19 protein-coding genes are annotated in these 20,281 nt (G+C 37.1%); 3 read left to right on the forward strand and 16 right to left on the reverse strand.

Features of this window, described 5'->3' with window-relative positions:
• Positions 1-116: 116 nt before the first annotated feature.
• From ACIP9G_RS06130 to ACIP9G_RS06165, 8 genes are all read right to left on the reverse strand, one after another.
• A complete protein-coding gene (locus ACIP9G_RS06130) occupies positions 117-1,316 on the reverse strand; it encodes a hypothetical protein (protein ID WP_401018300.1) in 1,200 nt (399 codons plus the stop codon).
• Positions 1,309-1,812 (reverse strand): sigma-70 family RNA polymerase sigma factor, encoded by a 504-nt coding sequence (locus tag ACIP9G_RS06135; RefSeq protein WP_401018301.1) that lies wholly within the window; start codon positions 1,810-1,812, stop codon positions 1,309-1,311. The genes ACIP9G_RS06130 and ACIP9G_RS06135 overlap by 8 nt, the downstream gene beginning before the upstream one ends.
• 122 nt (positions 1,813-1,934) lie before the next feature.
• A complete protein-coding gene (locus tag ACIP9G_RS06140; protein WP_401018303.1) occupies positions 1,935-2,156 on the reverse strand; it encodes a hypothetical protein in 222 nt (73 codons plus the stop codon).
• A gap of 10 nt (positions 2,157-2,166) precedes the next feature.
• Positions 2,167-3,237: a LolA family protein gene (locus tag ACIP9G_RS06145; RefSeq protein WP_401018304.1), complete on the reverse strand. Its 1,071-nt coding sequence runs from the start codon at positions 3,235-3,237 to the stop codon at positions 2,167-2,169.
• On the reverse strand, positions 3,234-4,682 hold the full coding sequence (locus tag ACIP9G_RS06150; protein ID WP_401018305.1) for a sensor histidine kinase: 1,449 nt from the start codon (positions 4,680-4,682) through the stop codon (positions 3,234-3,236). Before ACIP9G_RS06150 ends, ACIP9G_RS06145 begins: the two co-directional genes overlap by 4 nt.
• Complete coding sequence (locus tag ACIP9G_RS06155) at positions 4,679-5,377, reverse strand: response regulator transcription factor (RefSeq protein WP_401018307.1); 699 nt, start codon at positions 5,375-5,377, stop codon at positions 4,679-4,681. Before ACIP9G_RS06155 ends, ACIP9G_RS06150 begins: the two co-directional genes overlap by 4 nt.
• Before the next feature lie 412 nt (positions 5,378-5,789).
• Positions 5,790-6,806 (reverse strand): inorganic phosphate transporter, encoded by a 1,017-nt coding sequence (locus tag ACIP9G_RS06160; protein WP_401018309.1) that lies wholly within the window; start codon positions 6,804-6,806, stop codon positions 5,790-5,792.
• Positions 6,807-6,824: 18 nt separating this feature from the next.
• The gene (locus tag ACIP9G_RS06165) at positions 6,825-7,448 is read right to left on the reverse strand and encodes a DUF47 domain-containing protein (protein WP_401018311.1); all 624 of its coding nucleotides are present in this window, start codon (positions 7,446-7,448) and stop codon (positions 6,825-6,827) included.
• Between the two features lie 385 nt (positions 7,449-7,833).
• Between ACIP9G_RS06165 and ACIP9G_RS06170 the strand changes: the two genes are divergently transcribed.
• The 3 genes from ACIP9G_RS06170 (at position 7,834) to ACIP9G_RS06180 (ending at position 11,043) form a co-directional block, all read left to right on the forward strand.
• Positions 7,834-8,601: a sulfite exporter TauE/SafE family protein gene (locus ACIP9G_RS06170; RefSeq protein ID WP_401018312.1), complete on the forward strand. Its 768-nt coding sequence runs from the start codon at positions 7,834-7,836 to the stop codon at positions 8,599-8,601.
• Between the two features lie 136 nt (positions 8,602-8,737).
• Positions 8,738-10,126 (forward strand): Na+/H+ antiporter NhaC, encoded by a 1,389-nt coding sequence (nhaC, locus tag ACIP9G_RS06175; protein ID WP_401018314.1) that lies wholly within the window; start codon positions 8,738-8,740, stop codon positions 10,124-10,126.
• A gap of 158 nt (positions 10,127-10,284) precedes the next feature.
• Complete coding sequence (locus ACIP9G_RS06180) at positions 10,285-11,043, forward strand: class I SAM-dependent methyltransferase (RefSeq protein ID WP_401018316.1); 759 nt, start codon at positions 10,285-10,287, stop codon at positions 11,041-11,043.
• A gap of 238 nt (positions 11,044-11,281) precedes the next feature.
• Here the strand turns inward: ACIP9G_RS06180 and ACIP9G_RS06185 are convergent, their stop codons facing one another.
• The 8 genes from ACIP9G_RS06185 to ACIP9G_RS06220 all read right to left on the reverse strand — a co-directional run bounded on the left by ACIP9G_RS06185 (position 11,282) and on the right by ACIP9G_RS06220 (position 20,270).
• Entirely contained in the window at positions 11,282-11,605 is a 324-nt protein-coding gene (locus ACIP9G_RS06185; protein ID WP_401018317.1) for a YnfA family protein, read from the reverse strand.
• A gap of 79 nt (positions 11,606-11,684) precedes the next feature.
• Positions 11,685-12,425 (reverse strand): urease accessory protein UreH domain-containing protein, encoded by a 741-nt coding sequence (locus ACIP9G_RS06190; protein ID WP_401018319.1) that lies wholly within the window; start codon positions 12,423-12,425, stop codon positions 11,685-11,687.
• A 38-nt stretch (positions 12,426-12,463) separates the two neighbouring features.
• Positions 12,464-13,324 carry a LysR family transcriptional regulator gene (locus tag ACIP9G_RS06195; protein WP_401018320.1) on the reverse strand — a complete coding sequence of 287 codons (861 nt, stop codon included), beginning with the start codon at positions 13,322-13,324 and terminating at the stop codon, positions 12,464-12,466.
• A gap of 157 nt (positions 13,325-13,481) precedes the next feature.
• On the reverse strand, positions 13,482-14,339 hold the full coding sequence (locus ACIP9G_RS06200) for a patatin-like phospholipase family protein (protein WP_401018322.1): 858 nt from the start codon (positions 14,337-14,339) through the stop codon (positions 13,482-13,484).
• Between the two features lie 294 nt (positions 14,340-14,633).
• Positions 14,634-16,184 (reverse strand): hydantoinase/oxoprolinase N-terminal domain-containing protein, encoded by a 1,551-nt coding sequence (locus ACIP9G_RS06205; RefSeq protein WP_401018323.1) that lies wholly within the window; start codon positions 16,182-16,184, stop codon positions 14,634-14,636.
• Entirely contained in the window at positions 16,177-17,280 is a 1,104-nt protein-coding gene (locus tag ACIP9G_RS06210; protein ID WP_401018324.1) for an S-methyl thiohydantoin desulfurase family protein, read from the reverse strand. Before ACIP9G_RS06210 ends, ACIP9G_RS06205 begins: the two co-directional genes overlap by 8 nt.
• Complete coding sequence (locus tag ACIP9G_RS06215) at positions 17,277-18,545, reverse strand: cytosine permease (RefSeq protein WP_401018326.1); 1,269 nt, start codon at positions 18,543-18,545, stop codon at positions 17,277-17,279. Before ACIP9G_RS06215 ends, ACIP9G_RS06210 begins: the two co-directional genes overlap by 4 nt.
• Before the next feature lie 132 nt (positions 18,546-18,677).
• On the reverse strand, positions 18,678-20,270 hold the full coding sequence (locus ACIP9G_RS06220) for a PucR family transcriptional regulator (RefSeq protein WP_401018328.1): 1,593 nt from the start codon (positions 20,268-20,270) through the stop codon (positions 18,678-18,680).
• Positions 20,271-20,281: the final 11 nt, after the last annotated feature.

Consider the following 20,281-nt stretch of genomic DNA (forward strand, 5'->3'; position numbering starts at 1 on the left):
TTGCGGCTTACGGTTTACTGATCGGAAAGCGTAGAGGATTTTTCAATTTACATACCGTTTGCTAGTGCCAGGCACTCAAACAATAGACTGAAGGCGCATTAAAAGAGAAATACCCATTATTCTTCAATGTTTAATAACGCTTTTAATTGATCTGCTCTTTCTTGGCTAAGTTGTATTTCACCGTATTCTGGCGCTTGTAGCCAAAGTGAATGGCCATAGCCATCCCAAATGTCCACTCGCACTTCGTCTAAAACAAAAGAATATTTTGGCGGTCTCTCAATGTTTTTTTCTTTTACTCTCCAAGTTATTTGTTGAAGAAATTGTTTAACTTCATCCGTATTTTCAAGGTTAAGTTTTTTTGTAACAGTAGGCTCCATAATTTCTATAGCATCTACTAAGCCATAACGTTTTACTGATCCATCCTCATCAGTCGAGCCTCCGCCTACTGACTGAACACTTACATAATCTCCTTTTCGCAAGGAAATATTACCGATGAGTGGATACCATGTAGCGTTTTGATATTTTTCAACAATTTGTTCCTGCGTCAGATTGACAATCTCCTCTGGATCAGCCCCTTCAACAAGTAGAAAGGCATTTTCTTGAATTGCAACTACTGTCCCAATATGATGAGTACCTTGACGAATATTTGAATAATGTTTTAACCCTACTTCCTCCTGAAAGGCCTTTGCCTGTTCTGAAAAATGCGCATTAAAGTAGTTAAGCGCCTCTCGCGAAGCTATGTCCTTCACTATAAAACTCGGAAATGTAGGATACTTTTCCATGTAAAATGCTTTTAGCTTTTCCTCTGCTACCATCATTGGTAACATCGGCTCAATATATTTTGTAAAGTAGCCTTTTAATCCTTGTTTTTCAAAAAGCTTGGCATATTCTGGTGATTCCTGAAGCATTTGCAACTCATCGAAGCGCTTTTTTGCTTCTGCCTGGCGCTCCTCTTTTGTACTTTCGATACCGAGAGACTGCGCAAAATAATAGGAGGCAACACGTTTTTCATAGCGCTCATACGCCTCTTCTATATTAGATTCTCTATCTGGATTAAACGAAATAATTTTTAAAATATCTTCATAATAGGCGAGCTGGGTCTGATTAAATAATGGTGCAGACTGCTTTTTATCACTATCTAAAAGCTGTATGACGAATGCTACTAAACATAGCGTAACAATGGTAGCTATTGCTCTAAAGCGAATGGATTTTTTAGGTTTGACTTCATGGTGCTGTAAAACACGTTGTTTGACACGTTCTTTACTCGGTAACATATCCCCTGCCATTTTAATTAGCTCTTTTTTAACGTCATTCATGTAGTAACACCTCCCATTCCTCCCCTAAATGTGGCTTTAATGCTTCACGTGCTCTTTTTAGTCTTGTTTTGACGGTATTTTCAGGTATTGCAAGCAATTGTGCAATTTCTGCAATCTTCATTTCTTCAAAATAATAAAGTAGAATCGGTTCTCTATATGTTAGCGGAAGGTTTAGAATTGCCGCTCCAATTTGTGACCTTTCCTCCGCTTCAATTAGCGCATCTCGCTGTCTTTTTGCTTGTGTTAGAAAAAATTTTTCTTGTAAAATACATTTTTTATAATGCCAGCTTTTTAAATAATCTTTACTTTTATTAATCGTCAGCTTTGATAAATACGCACGTAGCTGTCCACGTTCCTCATATACATGCTCCGAAAATTTGATAAACACTTCTTGCACAATATCTTCTGCTACATGCTGATTTTTAACATAAAAATAAGCGAGGCGAAGCAAATGCTCTGCATGATCATCGATAATTTTTTCAAGAATGCCGTCCACCTCCTCCTCTTACACTATAAACGATTACCAATAGACGACCGTTTCACTGTATGTACATTTTTTATATAAATATAAAAAAAAGAGAAAATCCACTTTATTTCAAATAGTGGATTTTCTAATATTTAAATAAATCGTTTAACGAGCGTTTCGTATATCCCAACAATGAGCAAGCCGCCAAAGATAGGAATCAGTGAACTGAAGCTAAAATAAAAGCCTTCAGCATCGTACTGTCCTAAAAATCGGAACGCAAGCCATGGTATGTTATATGTTTCACCGACACCATATAAAAAGCCAGTAGTAAATAAAAACAGGGCGAAGCATTTAATAAATTTTTCCTTATGCATACCGTTCACCTCACTGAACAATAGTCATTTCCTCCGCATATGCTAGTATTTCTTCCTTTGTTAATTCGGGATTTTCTGTAATGATGCTGTATTCGTAGCCATTCTCAGACCAACTAATAACAAAGAGTTCCCCTAAATCCATATATGTCCCTTTTTCTCCTCGTACTTGTATATCTTCTTCATTCGCCAAATTACTTCCGAATGTAGTAAAATTACTCACTACTTTAAAAACTGAGACTGAAAATGCAGGTTGCTCATCTTTTTCATATTCAAAAGAAAATTCTGGACGTTCTTCTACTTTCATATCTAGTATCGTTGATAGAGTCAACCCATTTTCTTCAGGTAGTATTAAAAAATCACCTAGCTGTTTTTTCACCTCATCTATTGTGGTAGGCGCTGTCTGATCTAACGTATCAATTTGTTCGATTGTTGCACCCTTTGGTATATCAAAGGCAAACAACGCATCATCTATTTTCTTATTAACTTCAAGCTTCGTATATTCTTGTTGCGTCACATTGCCTGCGTTCGTCGTGATTGTTTTTAACGTCAACCACGTTTTTTTATCGATCCACACTTCAATGTCGCCTAGTAACGTATTCTTTTTTTTGGCTTTTGCCGTAATATGATAAGCATCTCTTCCAGCAATTTTTTCTTCACCCGCTATTGAAATATCATGGGAGTCTTTCACAATGTTTAGTAATACTTGGGCACTGTCTTTTGGCGATTTCCCCATTAATTCTTCTAATTCTCCATTTTCAAATGTCATAATCGAAGCCTTATTTTCTTTTTTACTGAAAGTAGTAATCTGCTTACCATCATTGACTGCAATTACATGATCATCATCGACTGACATTTCAATTCGACGCTTACCATCCTTCATCCATTCTTTTACTGTCGCGCCCCCAGTTTCATCTATATCCATAGTATATTCACCATAATAGCTTTCTAGCTCTTTTGTTTCCTGTAATGCTTGATCTATTATCTCCTGTGGCGAATAGGATGCCTCTGAATTGCAGCCAACTAAACTAATGGTCATTAGTGCGACCAATCCTCCTACACGAATTGATTGTTTCCAGTTCATTGTTCATCTGCTCCTTTGTATAGTGGTAGCCAGCAGAGTACTGCTGTACCAACACCTTGTTGTGATACCATATTTACAGTTCCACCGTGTTTTTCAATAATTTGTTTTGCTATGCTAAGACCAAGTCCAGTTCCTCGTTGTCCTGTCTTTGTTCTAGCGTTATCTGATTGATACAGTGGTTCAAATAATTGATTAATTTCTTGTTCACATACGCCAGCCCCACTATTTTGCACAACTAAATACATTCCTTTCTTTTGGGTAAGCGCTGCATTGACAAAATCAAAGCCCCAGTCAAGTTTACGATTACTGATAGCCGCTAAACCAATAGTAGTGCCCGATGTTCCAAAGTGTGTCGCATTGCTCATTAAGTTATCAATTACCCGTTGCATTTGTGAAGGATGAACAGCATATGCTCCCTCTACTTCACTTAATGTACGCAGCGAAAATCCTTTGCTTTGACAAAGTGGTTCATATTCAGAAAGCGCCATATCAAAAAATTCCTGCCCCTCCACTTGAACAAGTGATACATCATAACTTGTAGATTGAAGCAATGTATACATAAGTAAATCTTCTAGCATTTCCTTCATATCCACTGCCTTAGTTAAAATAACAGCACGGTATTCCTCCTTCATCTGAGAAGAAAGTAAAGGATTTTGTAAGCTTTCTGCATATGCTTGAATTGACGTTAATGGTGTTTTTAAATCATGTGAGATACTGGCAATCATCAGCTCCTTTTGTTGCTGCTCTTCTTTTAAATGAGCACGAGCTGTTTCAATTTCACTTTGCATACTTAGGAAAGTGTTTGCAAGTTCCCCAATTTCATCTTTTCTTGTTGCAATAGTCGATTCTACATGTTTTCCTTTACCAAAGGCATGCATTTGTTGCATTAACTTTTGTAATGGCCGATTCAATTTACGGTTAAGCAACAGAATCACGGTTATATAAATTGCGAGAAATAGTGTAATGATGCTTGCAATAACAAACCATGAACGATTCTCTACACCTTGAACCCAGTCCTTCCTCACTAATTGGATTTCATAAATTCCAACTAATTCACCTTTTTGATAAATGGGTTCTTTGTATGTAAATGCATTATATTTTTGCTGTAATTCAAATAAGTTTTTCATTATGACTTCTCTTGAAACAAACCCAGAGTTCAAAGGATTAGAAGAATAGTAAACAAAACCAGATTTAGCGTACAGCGTAATAGCAAGTTGATCACTCGTCAGTACTTTCACCTGTTGCAAATCAGCATTTTTTGTATATAACGATGGATCGTTAAGAACTGATTTTACACGATTTAGTTCAGTCCATTTTTCCATATACTCTGCAAAGCTTTTATCATGGTAATAGGCATTAATCCACATGTATAAACCATAGGCCCCGCCAATCGGTACAATCATGACGATGAAAAACATGATGAGCAGCCAAGATTTAATTTTCATAACGGTTCTCCAATAAAGCGGTAGCCTTTGCCCCAAACTGTTTGAATATAATGTGGGGTTTTAACAGAATCCTGTAGTTTCTCTCGTAGTGCTTTAATATGTACTGTTACTGTATGTGTTTCATCAACGCTTGCTTGCTGCCAAATATGCTGATATAGCTCTTCCTTAGAAAATGTTTGACCATGGTTTTTCGCCAGTAGTTTTAACAGTGCAAACTCCTTTTGTGTTAAGGTTAGTTCTTTATTTTGAAGTGTCGTTATTTCTTTTTGCCAGTCGATTGTTAAACCAAAAGCAAATGTAGCTACATGTTCCGTAATTTCTATTTTCTTATAGCGTTGCCATCGACGTAGATGCGAGGCAACACGCGCCTTTAATTCTGCCAAGCTAAAAGGCTTCGCTAAGTAATCATCAGCACCTTGTAAACCTTCAACCTTATCAGCTTCGTCTTTACGAGCGCTCATCATTAATATTGGTACATCACTTTCCCAACGAATATTTTGGCAAACGGTAAGTCCATCCATTTCAGGTAGCATCCAATCGACTAATACTAAATCAAATGGTTGTGCTTGAAAATCTGCTAGCCCTTCTAACCCTGTTGTAGCCCAAGTGACTACATATCCTTCTTGTACTAGCGTATCTTTGACTATACGTCCTATTGCGGGATCATCCTCAATTAGTAATAGCTTTTCACTCATCTGTTTTCCTCCTGTACTTACCTTACTATGGATTCTTGCATTTACTCTGAACTTTATACTTTCTTTATAATTACGATAGATGGACTTTCTTGTATTAACAAGGACAAATCAAAAAGAAAACAAAAAAAGAATGCACATAAGTTGTGCATTCCTGAGTAGACAAACTTAAAAAATTAAACTACTGCCGTTGATTTCCGCTACGGGGAGACCTTTCCATGGGTGCACACATAAGCCGTAACCCTCGTTACCCGTAGTTTGTTGCGTTTTACAATTTGTGCTGTTCTAAGCAGGATTCGCCGCTCTCTGCTCCATTATAATTCAAAAAAAATGACAAAAGGCATCGAGTTCAACTTCTTGAGCCTTTTGTCAACAATGTGGAAGGCACGTAAATCGTGCATTCCTTCAATCTATTTTAAAAAAATAAGCTTAAGATAAAGTAAATTGTAGCAGCCATAACTGCTGAGATAGGCATTGTGATGACCCAAGTCGTCACAATTTTACGTGCCATACCCCATTTAACCCCTTTCACACGATGTGCAGTACCTACACCCATAATGGAAGATGAAATAACGTGCGTTGTCGATACAGGTAAATGGATTAACGTCGCACCGAAAATAATCGAAGCAGATGCTAAGTCCGCTGCTACACCATTCACTGGGCGGATTTTCATAATCTTACCACCCACCGTTTTAATAATTTTGTAACCACCTACCGATGTCCCAAGACCCATCGCACACGCAGCTGCAAAACGTACCCAGAACGGAATATCATCCCCTTGGTGCAAGCCACCTGCGATTAACGCAAGTGTAATAATCCCCATCGCCTTTTGCGCGTCGTTCGTACCATGCGTAAATGACTGTAATGCCGCTGTACCGATTTGAACTGTACGAAATCCTTTATTCGTACGATATAAATTCATATCTTTAAAGATTACTTTAAATAGTGACATCATTAAAAAACCAGCAGCAAACGCAAGTAATGGTGAGAAAATAAGCGCTTGAAGGATTTTAATGAAACCCTCGTAATTTAGAATATCAAAGCCTGCTGCTGCAATTGCTGCTCCGGCTACCGAACCTATTAATGTATGAGAGGAACTAGATGGTATTCCGAAATACCAAGTTAATAAATTCCATGTAATCGCTGAAAGTAATGCCGCTAAAATAACAACTGAGCCTGTAATATCACCGTCATAAGTATTTAAGGTGAAAGGGTCGACAATATCTTTCGTTAGCGCCTTTGCAACGCCAACGAATGTAATTGCTCCGACAAAGTTCATTACCGCAGCCATGTAAACGGCCGTGCGAGGCTTTAATGCACGTGTTGATACAGATGTTGCAATCGCATTGGCTGTATCATGGAAGCCGTTAATAAAGTCGAATACAAGTGCGAACATAACGACTAATATTGTTATCAGTAATATTGTATCCATTATTTAGTACACTCCATCTTACGCATTTCGCATGATTATTGTTTCAATTGTATTAGCTACTGTTTGGCAGCAATCTGCAATATCTTCAAATTGTTCATAAATATCTTTGAATACGATGATGCGCATTGGATCTTTTTCTTGAATAAATAATTGCTTCATAGAAGAACGGAAAATTTCATCACATTCACGCTCATAATCTTTAATTTGAATTGCATGTTTACGCATTTCAACAAGCTTTTTACTATTTAACAGTTCCATTGCTTGTACCATTTCATCTGTACTTTTTGCAATGTAAGTAAGGAATTGGCGCATCGGCTCTGTCACTTCTGTTAAGTTATACATATTAAAATGAGCAATACAGCCTTCCATCCCATCAATTACGTCATCTAATTTATTTGCTAGTGCTAAAATATCTTCGCGTTCAATCGGTGTCATAAATGATTTATTAAGCATTACAATTAGCTCGTGAATTAATTTGTCACCGCTTGTTTCATATTGTTTCATTGTATCGGCAATTTCTTTCAATGCATCAATATTATCTTGAATACGCGCATTATGTGCGTAGTAAATGCCTTCTTTCACATTTTGAGAGATTTTTAATAATGCTTGGAAAAATGGATCTTGCTTGCTTGAGTTGAACATTATGTTCCTCCTGTTGATTAAATATTGTCGATTGCTGCAACTATCATAACAAAACCTTTACATAATTCTACATAACTTTAAAGATAAATAAATTGAATTTACAATAATGTAATATAAAAATCGCCACATTTCATTTTAATGGTCTTTAACAAGTTACAAACGTTGGGAATCTTCTAATAAAAACACGGTTTTTGCTGTGAAATGTAACGATTTTTCTTTAGTTTTTATAAAAATACTTGAAAAAAATTTTTTCTTTCTATTTTTTAATGTAAAGGAATTGTAAAGAATTTTTTCATTAAAACAACAAACATTATTGTTATTTTTAGCCATTCACAGTACGCTTATAAGAAAGCGATGAATTATAAAAGGATGTGTATCACTTTATATGGATATTGATTTACTTTCACTCGGAACATTATTAGTTTTTGGTTTTATCGCATCCTTTTTGAATGCTATTGTTGGTGGTGGCGGATTAATTTCTTTACCAGCGTTAATGGCAGTTGGTTTACCTCCAAGCACAGCAATTGCGACAAACAAACTTGCGAATACCATTAGTAATGGAACAAGCATGCTCACATTTTTGAGAGCAGGTAAAGTAGACTTTAAAAAGATTGGAAAAACCTTACCCTTTATTTTTATTGGCTCACTAATTGGTGCTTACACTGTGCACCTCGTGTCTCCCTCAATTTTAAAGCCACTTATGCTTGTTATGCTCATACTTGTAGCTACTTATACAATTTTAAAAAAAGATTGGGGACAACAACCTACACAACGGATTTTAAGTATTGGAAAGAAACTTGGGTTTCTTTGTGCTTTTGCGGCAATCGGCTTTTATGACGGATTTTTCGGTCCAGGAACAGGCTCTTTTTTCATATTCATATTATTAATGATGGGTAATGACTTCTTACAAGCTGCAGGCAATGCAAAAGCATTTAATTTCACATCGAATTTAGCAGCCCTTGGAATGTTTTTAGTTTTAGGACAGGTTAATTTTTTATATGGTCTACCGATGGGCTTCGTAATGATTTTCGGTGCCATTTTAGGTTCCAAATTTGCGTTAACACGCGGTACGAAAATAATGCGTATTATTTTTATTATGATGACTTGTATCTTAATTGTGAAAAATGCGTGGGATTACTTCGGCTCACATTAATTAGAAGGTAGCGATATTGATCGCTGCCTTTTTAATTGATAGAATTTTCAATCAATTGACAATAATCTTTAGCGTGCTATAATACTTTTGGGCTTCACCGCATTGAAGCGCAAAAGTAATTTTTAGGAGGATTTATATGTTTCGAATTGAAGCAAAAAGTAACCCTCGATTTATTGAGGCTTGCTTCATTACACTTTTAATTATTGCCACGATGGCAATTAGTATTGGCTATTTAAAGGCAACGCCCCATATTCCTATTGTCCTAGTCATTTCAATTTTAATTGCCTATGGACTGCTTAAAAAAGTACCGTTTCGTGAGCTTGAATCTGGGATGATCGCTGGTGCTAGTGCAGGTTTAGGCGCTGTCTTTATTTTCTTCTTTATCGGTATTTTAATTTCAAGTTGGATCATGGGTGGCACCATCCCAACGCTCATTTACTACGGCTTTTTAACTGTTTCGCCTAGCTTTTTCTTTGCAATTGTATTTCTAATTTGTAGCATCGTCGGCGTATCTGTTGGTAGTTCATTAACAACAGTCGCAACAGTTGGTGTTGCCTTTATGGGAATCGCTGGTGCAATGGATATTTCATTAGCAATAACTGCTGGTGCAATCGTTTCGGGCGCTTTTTTTGGCGATAAAATGTCACCACTCTCCGATACGACTAATCTAGCATCTGGTACGGTAGGTGTTGATCTATTTGAGCATATTAAAAATATGGGTTGGACGACAATTCCCGCCTTTATTATCTCGTTTATACTGTATGCCTTGTTATCTCCATCTAGCGCCAATACTTCTTTTGAAACAGTCGAACTATTTAAAGTAGGATTACTAGAAACAGGTCTTATTCATTGGTATACATTGCTACCAATCGTTGTGCTTGTCATCATGACATTATATAAAGCTCCTGCACTTATTACACTTGCAGTTGTTTCTATCGTTGGTGTTGGACTTGCTTACATTCAAGAACCACTTGCACTTTCCCATGTATTCGAAATGCTTTTTAATGGCTACGTATCCAATACTGGAAATGAGGATGTAGATGCCCTGCTGACGCGTGGTGGTATGAATAGTATGCTATTTACGATTGCGCTCGTTTTACTAGCATTAACAATGGGTGGACTTCTATTTACGCTCGGTATTATTCAAAGTATTTTAGCAAAAGTTGAAAGTATATTTACAAGTGCAGGTTCAGTTATTACTGGTGCTGCCCTTACTGGGATTGGTGTCAACACATTAATCGGTGAGCAATATCTATCTATTTTGCTTACAGGAGAAGCTTTTAAAGCTCAGTTCGCAAAGGTCGGACTTGCACCCAAAAATTTATCACGTGTAATGGAGGATGCTGGTACTGTTGTCAATCCGCTTGTGCCTTGGAGCGTGTGCGGAATTTTTATCGCTAGTGTACTAGATGTATCAACGACAACTTACCTTCCGTTCGCCTTCTTCTGTTTACTCGGTCCAATTTTAACAGTACTATTTGGCTGGAGTGGCAAAACGTTAACAAAGCTTGAAAAACTAGATTAGCATAAAAAATCTGCTAGCAGTCTACGTAATTACATCGTAGATTACTTGCAGATTTTTTCTATTTCTATCATTCCAAATTGGAATCAACACAGTGATTTTTTTGCATTTCCGAACAATAAATAGCTTTGTTATGCTAAAGCAAAGGAGTTGGAATAACAATGACAATAAAATGGAATGCAAATCTATACGATCAAAAACATGATTTTGTTTCAAAATACGGGGAAAGCTTAGTGAACTTACTTGCACCCCAAAAACATGAACATATTTTAGATGTTGGCTGTGGAACTGGCGATTTAGCAAATGAAATTGCTCAATTTGATGTTGTCGTTTTAGGTATTGATGCCTCCAATGAAATGATTCAAAGTGCACAACACAAATTCCCGGCACTTACGTTCAAAACAAAAGATGCTGCTTTGATGGACTACACTCATCAGTTTGACGCAGTATTTTCAAATGCTGCTCTGCATTGGATGAAACAACAGGACAAAGTCATCGAAAACATTTACCGTGCACTGAAACCACACGGACGTTTTGTTGCAGAAATGGGCGGTAAAGGGAATATTGCTTCAATTGTAGGGGCACTTCGAAAAAGTATGGAGGAACTTCAGCTTCCTTTTGAAGAGCAATATTTTCCATGGTATTTTCCTACGGCTGACGAATATCAAACTATGCTAGAAAATGCGGGCTTTTCAGTCCAAATGATTACTTTATATGAACGTCCAACCCCACTTCAAGGCGACGATGGCTTACGCAATTGGTTAGTCATGTTTAGCAATAACGTTCTTCAGCATTTAAGTGTCGATGAAAAGGAGCTAGTTTACGCTAAATGTGAAGAATTGTTAAAGCCAAACTATTATGAGGACAAGCAATGGATTGCCGATTATTGGCGATTACGTTTTGTTGCGACGAAGGGCTAAAAATAACGAAAAGATTTTGTAATCAATAAAAAATTAGAAGAGAGCACTAGTTGATAGTAGCGAAGGCGGTGACTCCTGCGGGAACGCACGCATAGTAAGACGCAACAGTCCGTGCGTTAGCGAGGCTTAGGTGTGCCCGCGGAAAGCACTGCCGTAGCGAACATCAATGCCATAGCAAAAAAAGTGTAAGATTGATTGTAGTCAATCTTACACTTTCTCTCATTGTCTCCGTTTCTTATTACGAACGAGGCCATAGCATAACCATGACCCCTACTATACAAATGCCAGCTCCAACTAAATCTAGCATATCTGGCTTTTGCTTATCTATTCCCCAGCCCCACAATACGGAAAGCACAATAAAGACACCTCCATATGCTGCATAGACTCTACCGAAGGTTGGGAATGATTGAAAGGTTGCAACAACGCCATATAATGCTAATGCAACTCCCCCAAAAATACCCCAATAAAAAGGTTTACCTTCCCTTAGCCAAAGCCAAATTAAATAACCCCCTCCAATTTCGCCAATACCTGCTACGATAAATAATATAATAGCGTAAATCATAGTTACCTACTTTCTTCTTATACTTATTTAAATTACTGCTATGTTGCTTATGCTTGTCCCTACATTCAACTTACCTTTCTCATGTATTAAAGCCCCAATATGTAATCGTATCCGTTACACCAATGATAATTAAAATTATACCTGCTACGATTTGTATTACTCTTCCCATTTTCATACTTGTTTTCATAATAAGGCGTTTTGTATCAAACAAATGGATAAGTGTCAGCATTAAGATTAATGGTACTGAGGTCGCAATGCCAAAAATCGCTGGCAAAATAAAGCCATATGAAGTTGTAACGACTGTCGGCATAAGCCAAACGAAAAATAGCACAAACATCGTAGGACAAAAAGCAATGGCAAAACATGCACCCATTATAAATGAACCAAACTTTCCTTCTTTTAATACAAGCGGGATACGTGTTGACAGTTGATGCAGCCATTTGAATTTTAAGATGCCAATTAGGACAAAACCAGTCAACAACATAATTGGTCCGATTAACTTTCGAAAAATTGGAAAATAGCTAGTCATTGACGTTTCAAATGATCGACCAAATAGCCATGCAAATAATCCGATTATACTAAACACAACGACCTTACCGATGATAAAAAATATTACTTCCCCGAAATTATTTTTCATTTGAATCGTACGATTACCATAGAAAGTAATAGCACTCATATTGCCAGTTAATTGACAAGGTGCTAGGGCGCCAACTAACCCTAAAAGTAACGCTATAATTAGTGGGGAATGTTCATAGGAGCTTAAAAATAAAGTAATTGGACTACTAACGAAGCGACTAATTTCTGACATCAAACTATACATGCTTGTATCACCTTCAATCCTAGTAATGGTCCGCTAAACTAATTGTTTTTATAAATGGCATAACAAACAGCCAAAAATGCTTCAATATCTGCAGTTACATATTTACATAAAAAATAAGTATTTGAAACAATATGTGAAAACTCTTTTACTGAATAACTATGAAGCAATTGCTCTTGATAGGGAGCTTCAATTACACTTTTTGGTAAAAAAGCAATCCCTAAACCTTGCTTGACAAAATTTTTGATGACTTCTGTTTGATTAATTTGCATACTTTTATAGCTCGGCAATTGTTGTAGTACTTGCTGGACCTCTTGCCAATATGGCGCATATTCGTGGATTAAAATCGTTTCTTGCTGTAAAAGTGTCATAGGATCGGTAAATTTTTTGCCTATTGGTACGATCAATTGGAGTGGCTCTTCGGCAAGCATTTCCATATGGATAGCTCGTGTGGACGTCAGTTTCGAGATACCTATATCGACAGCTCCTGCATATACCGCTTCTCCGATTTCATTGGACTTTAACAATTCAATTGAGAGCTGAATTGCAGGTTTTTGCTGTTGAAAATAATCAATTACAGCTGGTAATGTAGAATTCGCAATTTGTGGTGCTACGCCAATCGTTAATTTTGAAGTAAAACCACTTTTCAAAGATTGTGTACTATGTAATGCTTCATCAACGGTTGCCACTATCTCTTTGGCTTGCTGTAAAAAGTGTGCCCCGATGTAATTTAATTTTACATGTTTTGCTTGCCGTTCAAACAGCGGTGTTTGCAATTCCTTTTCTAAATGCTGAATATGTTTCGATACTGTCGATTGTGTAATAAAACATCTTTCTGCCGTCTCACGAAAATTTTCGGTTTCCGCTGCCACGATAAACGTCCGTAACCATTCTGTTTCCATAGACAATGCCTCTTTTAGTTTTTCATTCATTATAACGAAATTATTGTGTAACTTGAAACCTTTCAAACTATATAGGTTAGTATTGTTACGGCTAAAAAGGACAAAGGAGCACCTTAACATGTAAGGCACTCTCTAATCTGAAATCGATTTTCTACAATTATTGTAAAAAGTACTTCAAAGCATCGATTTGTTGCATAGCTTGCTCATACCCCATGTCGTAATTTTTGCGCATTTGCACCGTATCTTTCTCAAAGCTGTTAAGTGCTTGTGTTGGGCGGAATATAAACGCTTTTCCTTGTGCCTCCAACTTTTCACAATAATCAAGAGAAGCATTATAATGGTCTGCACGTTTTTGCATGCTTTTCACCAAATTAGGATAACGTTTTGCTAGTAGTTTCATAGCCCACTTGCTTTGGCGATCCATTTGTTTACGGTAACCTTTAGGTCTTGTTAACACAAGTACATGCTTTTTAAAACCATTTTCGACACCATGCATTATCGGAATTGGCTCCGCTAAACCACCATCGTAATAGGCCGTATTATTTAGTTTAATTTCCGGAAAAAGAATAGGTATAGCACAAGTTGCCCGCAACATCATACATTGTCGATCCATTTCTCGTGCATCCATATACTCAACTTGCCCTGTTGCTGCATTCGTTACGCCAAAAAGTAATTTCCCGTCATATTGCTTGTACGTATCCCAGTCAAAAATATCTAGCTCATTTGGAATAACATTATAAGCAAAATCTAAGCCAAATAAGCTCTTTTCCTTAAGGAAATTTTTTATGCCCATATACCGCTTATCATGACGGTAATCCATTAATACACGTAACGATCGTTCCTTTTGCTGTGACACATAGGAGCAAGCATTGATTGCACCTGCTGAAATGGCTACTACATAGGGCATCATAATGTCATGCTCTAAAAAAGCATCCAATACACCGGATGTAAACAATGTACGAAACGTTCCACCCTCTAATATTAAACTTGAATCCTCCACATTTACCTGTAGCATACCATCACTCTTTCACTCTATATTCTCTTTTAGTTTACCGCAATCAAAGCTAAGTTTCTTATTTTTTCACCAATTATAATAGTTAAGATTTTTTAATCGAAATAATAGGCGATGTGCCTGCTCTATGGTAATCACTTTTATAAGTATTGTGTCTTGTCCATGCAAATATTAGTAAATACACAGGTGTTATAATCGAAGGAATTTGATTTTGGGTATTTTGTTAAATACAGTGCCAGGCACTCAAACAATTTTAAAATAAAAAAGAAGAGCCTATTTAAAGGCTCTTCTTTTTCTTTACGCCATTTTACCGACAACTTTTACTTTTAGTCTTGTTGCGTTTTCTGGATGATAAGCAAGTGGCGTTTCTTCCACTTCGACTAATTCAATTGTTTCAGCAAGAGCTCCGGCTAATACCGCTTGCTTCACTGCTTTATTTTGTGCATCTTGCAAAGATTCTTCACGTGGTTCTTTAGCATAAATATAAATCTGTTCATACTGCCCACTAATTTGAGCAATTGATGCACCAATTGCATTGGCAACACTACCATGTTCATTTTTAATAATTTTAGCTACCCCTCGTAACGATTCAGGCACAATAATACTGCCCCCACCGACTAAAACGAGTTGCACATCTTCTGAAGAAGTTTTCATTTTATCAATGGCCTGCTCAAGTAACGACGCCATTTCTTTTTGTACGTCTTTGGCAAATGCTTCATCAAGATGAGCTACTAAACTACGATCTCCTACATCTGCAAGACCTAAACGAACCGCAATATCTGTTGTTGTCAGTGTGTCGCCCCCAAAGACCAGTGCCTCTTGGCTAATTTTATAGCCTACACTATCAGGGCCAACCGTAATCTTGCCATCATTGACACGGACGATACTACCTCCGCCTAGTCCAACAGAAATAATATCTGGCATTCTAAAGTTTGTACGAATGTCCCCTACTTCTACAGCGACAGACGATTCTCTTGGAAATCCATCTTGTAGGACACCAATATCAGAAGTTGTTCCGCCAACATCCAACACCATCGTATTTTTAATTTGTGACAAATAAGATGCACCACGTATACTGTTCGTCGGTCCACAAGCAATTGTTAAAATTGGGAACTGTTTTGCATAATCGATTGACATCAACGTTCCATCATTTTGACATAAATACACTTCCGCATTAAAAATCCCTTCTGTTTGCAATGCATGTACGAAGCCTTGTGTCGTTGTTTCAATTACTTTGCAAAGCGCCGCATTTAAAATTGTTGCATTTTCACGTTCAATTAACCCAACTGACCCAATCAATGAAGAACAAGAAATTGGATACTCTTCACCATATACTTGTTGGATAATATCACGGACTTTCAATTCTTGATCATTTTTGATAGATGAAAAGACCCCAACGATGGCTATTGACTCTACTTGGTGTCGCCAGCCCTCTAATAGTGATCGAATTTCATCTTCGTCAAGCTGTCCTAATACTTGCCCATCATATTCGTAACCACCATGCACTAAAGCATAATTGCCAGATAGGTTTTCAACCATATCTTTCGGCCAAGCAGTGTATGGCAATACGGATGCAGTTGCAGGATAGCCGAGGCGAATCACACCTACTTTAGCGAGTTTTTTACGCTCTACAATAGCGTTCGTACATTGTGTTGTACCTAACATCGCATGACTAATTTGTGTTTTATCGATTGCTAAATCTTGCAGTAAATTTCGTAAAGATGTTTCAATCCCTGTTTTAATATCTAAGCTTGTTGGTGATTTTACACTATGAATAAGCTTATTATTGTTATCTAAAAGGATGGCATCTGTATTTGTTCCACCTACATCAATTCCGATTTTATACATGCTCAGTTACCCCCTTTTTCACAATTTCCTCGATTGGCTCATAATCATACTCATAGCCGAAGTATTTTGGACCTGCTGTTTCAATTCCTTTTGCTGTGCGCCATTTTTCATTAGCAGGCAGACCAATGACACGTACACGTTTACCGTATTTTAAACTTTCTGTTGTTACAGGTAATAATGTTTCATAATCTACTAAACAAATTAAATCTGGAGTCATCGCAACGACTTGCTCATTTTTTTCTGCTAGCAGATTTTCATTTTGGAAATGGACTTTCATCTGTTCATCTTTATTAGCATCAATGCCTTCAAGATTCATTTTCCCTAGGTTAAAGCCACCCTTCGTTTCTCGAATGACATCAACTATTTTACCTTGGAATAATTCAAAGCCTGAAACGAGGTTTAGCAATTCTTGTAGCTTGTCATTTACTTCCTTATTTTTGGATGCAATGATTTCCCCAATTTTTTCAGAAAGTGTGATAATGTGATGCACACCGCTTTTCTTCATTTGTGCACCAGTTGTAGGATACAAGCTCACTAAAGCACTTGCGCCCATTTCTACTGTCGCTGTACGAGCTAAACGCTCTGTCCATTTATTATCAATTGTTTCAAAAATACCAATATTCCCTTTTTCGTCGGTAATCGCCATCGGTGTTGCTGAAATGCCATCTAAATGGAATGTCACCATCTGCAATTCTGGGAAGGCACGACCCATGCCATCACAATCAATAAGTGGTAACCCAAGTTGTGCAGCTACGACAATCGGAATCATCGAGTTCACCCCACCGGCTTCCATTGGATACGTACCAGCAATTTTCTCTTTTCCTAAGTATTGAGCAAGCTTTTGGAAAACTTTCACGAATTCATCACCACGTGGGAACTTCTCGACTAAAACAGAAGGTGCTCCCATCATTGCAGCGGGAATAAAAAAGTCCTCATCTGCTATTTCATCTACTGAATACAATTTGACAGGCCCGTTTTTTTCAATAGCAGATAGCGCCATAAGCTTTCCAATATAAGGATCTCCGCCTCCGCCAGTGCCTAAAAATGCTGCGCCAATCGCAATATTTTCAATTGCTTCTTTATCTAAATATCTCATCTATTTTCCTCCAATATTATCGATTTTTGTCCAGTTAACCGATGCCCTACGTAATAAATAACAAATGAAATGACAATCCCGATTAAAGGCTGATTTGGTATTTGTGGTAATTCAGGGAATAAGGATAAAATTACAGGCGCACTAGCAATAATTGCGCCAGCTAACCATGAAAATACACCTAAACGATTGACCCCTTCTACCTCATGCCAACTATTTTTATCACCTTTATTCATAAACCAGTATGAAGCAATCATAACGCCCGCAACTGGAGGAATCATCGCTGATAATATTGACATAATCGGTGTAAAGTAATTGAGTATCCCTACTACAGCCAATAATGTCCCAACTGTTCCGGCAATACCAATTGCCACTTTTTCTTTTTCCTTAGAAACGTTAAAAACATTTATAAGAGCAATTCCTCCTGAAATGGCATTGACCAAATTTGTTTTCCATGTCGCTAAAATTAACGCCACACCGCCAATAAATGGTGTTGCAATATTTAAAAAGACAGCAGTAATATCACTTGTTTGATAAGCGATTGTTAACACAGCCCCTACGCCAATCATTAAAATGCCAGCAGGGATAATGCCGAATGTAGCTGCTTTAAAAACATCCGCACGTTTTTTGGAAAATTGCGAATAGTCACCAGCTATTACTGCTCCTAAAGCAAACGAACCAATCGTTACAGCTAATCCATCCATAAAGCTCATCGTTTGTTTCGGTTTATAGTCCAAAATGATTTGTAGATGATCTCCCGTCAATGTTTGTACTAAACCAAATACACAAATTACAACTAATAACGGTACTGCAATATAACTTAATACACGTAGTACTTTCATTCCATAAATCGCTGAAATCACCATTACCAACCCACTAAGGAAAGAAGCGAATGGCGTTGGTACATTCACATTAAAATGCGCTAACAAATTCGCTAACGCTACCCCACAAACATTGGCCTGGATACCAAACCAGCCCAAGCAAGCGATGGCTAATATAATAGACAAAATCGTGCGAGATCCTGTTTTACCAAATACATGTCCTGCGATATGGACGGTTGGCTTTCCTAAGTCACTGCTTTGCATCCCTTGCAAAACCATGATAATAACAACAATCGTATAGCCAACTAGTGCTACGGCCAGTGCCATCGGTAAACTCATACTCGAAATAAGCGTGTTCCCTACTAGTAAACTTGGGATACAAATCATCGCACCAGCCCAAATAATACCTAAACTATACCAGGACTGTTCATTGCCTTCGTTTCTCATAATACTCCCTCCTTATACTTCCTTGTTTCTTGAATGAATCTAATTATAAGAGAGAAGGGAATGGTACGTCTTTTTCATAAATAAAAAAAATAATCTGAAATTTTGTCAATTCGAACAAAATTCCAGATTATTTTAATTATTAATTAAACGATAGAGCATACATGCCATATAGACATCGTAAAATTCAGAGTAGATAGTGACATCGCTGCCAATCAATTCACTTATTTTTTTTATGCGATACTTTACAGTATTTTTATGAATGAATAAAATCTTACTACAGTCATCAAAATTACCATTTGCATCTAGGAGAAACGTCATTAAAGTTTTTAACGACTCCTCATCATTCAAAATAGGTTCAATTGCTGACAAGTATTCTTCAATCATCTCTTCCCCTTGTTTACTTAAATCAATCGCCCGCTTTATGGATCTTATTTCAGCTGCGGTATACAATTTCCGCAATGGAAATATGGCATGGACCTTTTCGCCGACTTGATTCACTAACTGATACATTTGTCTTACTGCTTTCGTATTTTTCATTTTCGGTGAATACACAATTTTAGCAATTTGTGCGTCATAACTTGTCGTCTGAATAAACTCACTAGCAATTTCAAATTCGTTATATTTATATAAACAATTTCCTAAGAGAACTATGATGCAATGATCAATACATTGAATCACTCTTGTTTTGTAATATTTTGAAAGTTGTTCATCCAATTCATCTCGAATACTTTTTTCTTTTGTTAAATCATCGATCGTAACTAACCACATCATCTGCACAGCAGAGACATCAATATGAAGTACATTTGCCAATCTGCGCATTTTATCACTTTCATCATTAATAATCGCTTTGACCAACGCATACTCACTTACATCATCATGTTTATCTCCCCATAGGTTAATTGCCACTTGTACCACTTCACTAATTTTTTCAATTGTCTTTGCAGGCAATTTCGTATTCTCTTTAATAAGGAATAAATACAGCAGTTCGCCATTTTTTTGGTGGACGCTTTTATATTCAATAACGCAAGTAATATCATTATTTAAAAGCTCAAGCTCCCCCTTGTCCTGATTGACTAAACTTTTGGAAAATTCTTCGATGACTTTGGACACATCTAAGGAAGAATTTCTAGGCCACATCACTTGGTTGACAATATCAAAATTCGTATTCGTCAGCACAATATTCGCTTTCAGGCGATCTGATAACATTTTCAGTGTAATTTCTACACTGCGTAAATGCTCTGGTAGCAACGAAACCTTCTCCAATGTTTCCTTCACGAAATGATCATTGACCGCTTGGTTACTAATGATTGTCTCCATCACTTCATAAATGACTTCATTATACCTTAGTGAATAATCATTTTTAGGCATACAAATAATAATAAAATCTTGAGCATCTGCTAATTGCAGTACTTCCTTTGGGATTTCTGGCAAAACGATACCAACATAATATAATATTAAACCCAATTCTCCTAGGTCATGTAAATATTGAATGGTACTACATTGTTTTTCCACACTATCTCGAATGGAAAAAAAAGAGCTGATCACTAGTTCTTCTGCATACCACTCTTCTTGCACTGTTTGGACAATCTTCGAACAAAAATCTCCATCTGAAACTTCTAAAACAGATAGAGAGGAAACAGTTCGATTAAGATTATTTCGACCTGTTAATACATCTGCTCCTCTAAATGATGGTAATTGCAGCAAATCGTTTACTGTTACCCCCATATTCCTTCACC

This window comes from Lysinibacillus sp. NPDC093197 (assembly GCF_044754025.1).
Classification (GTDB): domain Bacteria; phylum Bacillota; class Bacilli; order Bacillales_A; family Planococcaceae; genus Lysinibacillus.

Excerpts from the sequence above, each read along its gene's own strand:
- ACIP9G_RS06130 (WP_401018300.1), bottom strand. The coding sequence starts at position 1,316 with ATGAATGACGTTAAAAAAGAGCTAATTAAAATGGCAGGGGATATGTTA.
- ACIP9G_RS06140 (WP_401018303.1), bottom strand. The coding sequence starts at position 2,156 with ATGCATAAGGAAAAATTTATTAAATGCTTCGCCCTGTTTTTATTTACT.
- ACIP9G_RS06145 (WP_401018304.1), bottom strand. The coding sequence starts at position 3,237 with ATGAACTGGAAACAATCAATTCGTGTAGGAGGATTGGTCGCACTAATG.
- ACIP9G_RS06150 (WP_401018305.1), bottom strand. The coding sequence starts at position 4,682 with ATGAAAATTAAATCTTGGCTGCTCATCATGTTTTTCATCGTCATGATT.
- ACIP9G_RS06155 (WP_401018307.1), bottom strand. The coding sequence starts at position 5,377 with ATGAGTGAAAAGCTATTACTAATTGAGGATGATCCCGCAATAGGACGT.
- ACIP9G_RS06160 (WP_401018309.1), bottom strand. The coding sequence starts at position 6,806 with ATGGATACAATATTACTGATAACAATATTAGTCGTTATGTTCGCACTT.
- ACIP9G_RS06165 (WP_401018311.1), bottom strand. The coding sequence starts at position 7,448 with ATGTTCAACTCAAGCAAGCAAGATCCATTTTTCCAAGCATTATTAAAA.
- ACIP9G_RS06170 (WP_401018312.1), top strand. The coding sequence starts at position 7,834 with ATGGATATTGATTTACTTTCACTCGGAACATTATTAGTTTTTGGTTTT.
- nhaC (WP_401018314.1), top strand. The coding sequence starts at position 8,738 with ATGTTTCGAATTGAAGCAAAAAGTAACCCTCGATTTATTGAGGCTTGC.
- ACIP9G_RS06180 (WP_401018316.1), top strand. The coding sequence starts at position 10,285 with ATGACAATAAAATGGAATGCAAATCTATACGATCAAAAACATGATTTT.
- ACIP9G_RS06185 (WP_401018317.1), bottom strand. The coding sequence starts at position 11,605 with ATGATTTACGCTATTATATTATTTATCGTAGCAGGTATTGGCGAAATT.
- ACIP9G_RS06190 (WP_401018319.1), bottom strand. The coding sequence starts at position 12,425 with ATGTATAGTTTGATGTCAGAAATTAGTCGCTTCGTTAGTAGTCCAATT.
- ACIP9G_RS06195 (WP_401018320.1), bottom strand. The coding sequence starts at position 13,324 with ATGGAAACAGAATGGTTACGGACGTTTATCGTGGCAGCGGAAACCGAA.
- ACIP9G_RS06200 (WP_401018322.1), bottom strand. The coding sequence starts at position 14,339 with ATGCTACAGGTAAATGTGGAGGATTCAAGTTTAATATTAGAGGGTGGA.
- ACIP9G_RS06205 (WP_401018323.1), bottom strand. The coding sequence starts at position 16,184 with ATGTATAAAATCGGAATTGATGTAGGTGGAACAAATACAGATGCCATC.
- ACIP9G_RS06210 (WP_401018324.1), bottom strand. The coding sequence starts at position 17,280 with ATGAGATATTTAGATAAAGAAGCAATTGAAAATATTGCGATTGGCGCA.
- ACIP9G_RS06215 (WP_401018326.1), bottom strand. The coding sequence starts at position 18,545 with ATGAGAAACGAAGGCAATGAACAGTCCTGGTATAGTTTAGGTATTATT.
- ACIP9G_RS06220 (WP_401018328.1), bottom strand. The coding sequence starts at position 20,270 with ATGGGGGTAACAGTAAACGATTTGCTGCAATTACCATCATTTAGAGGA.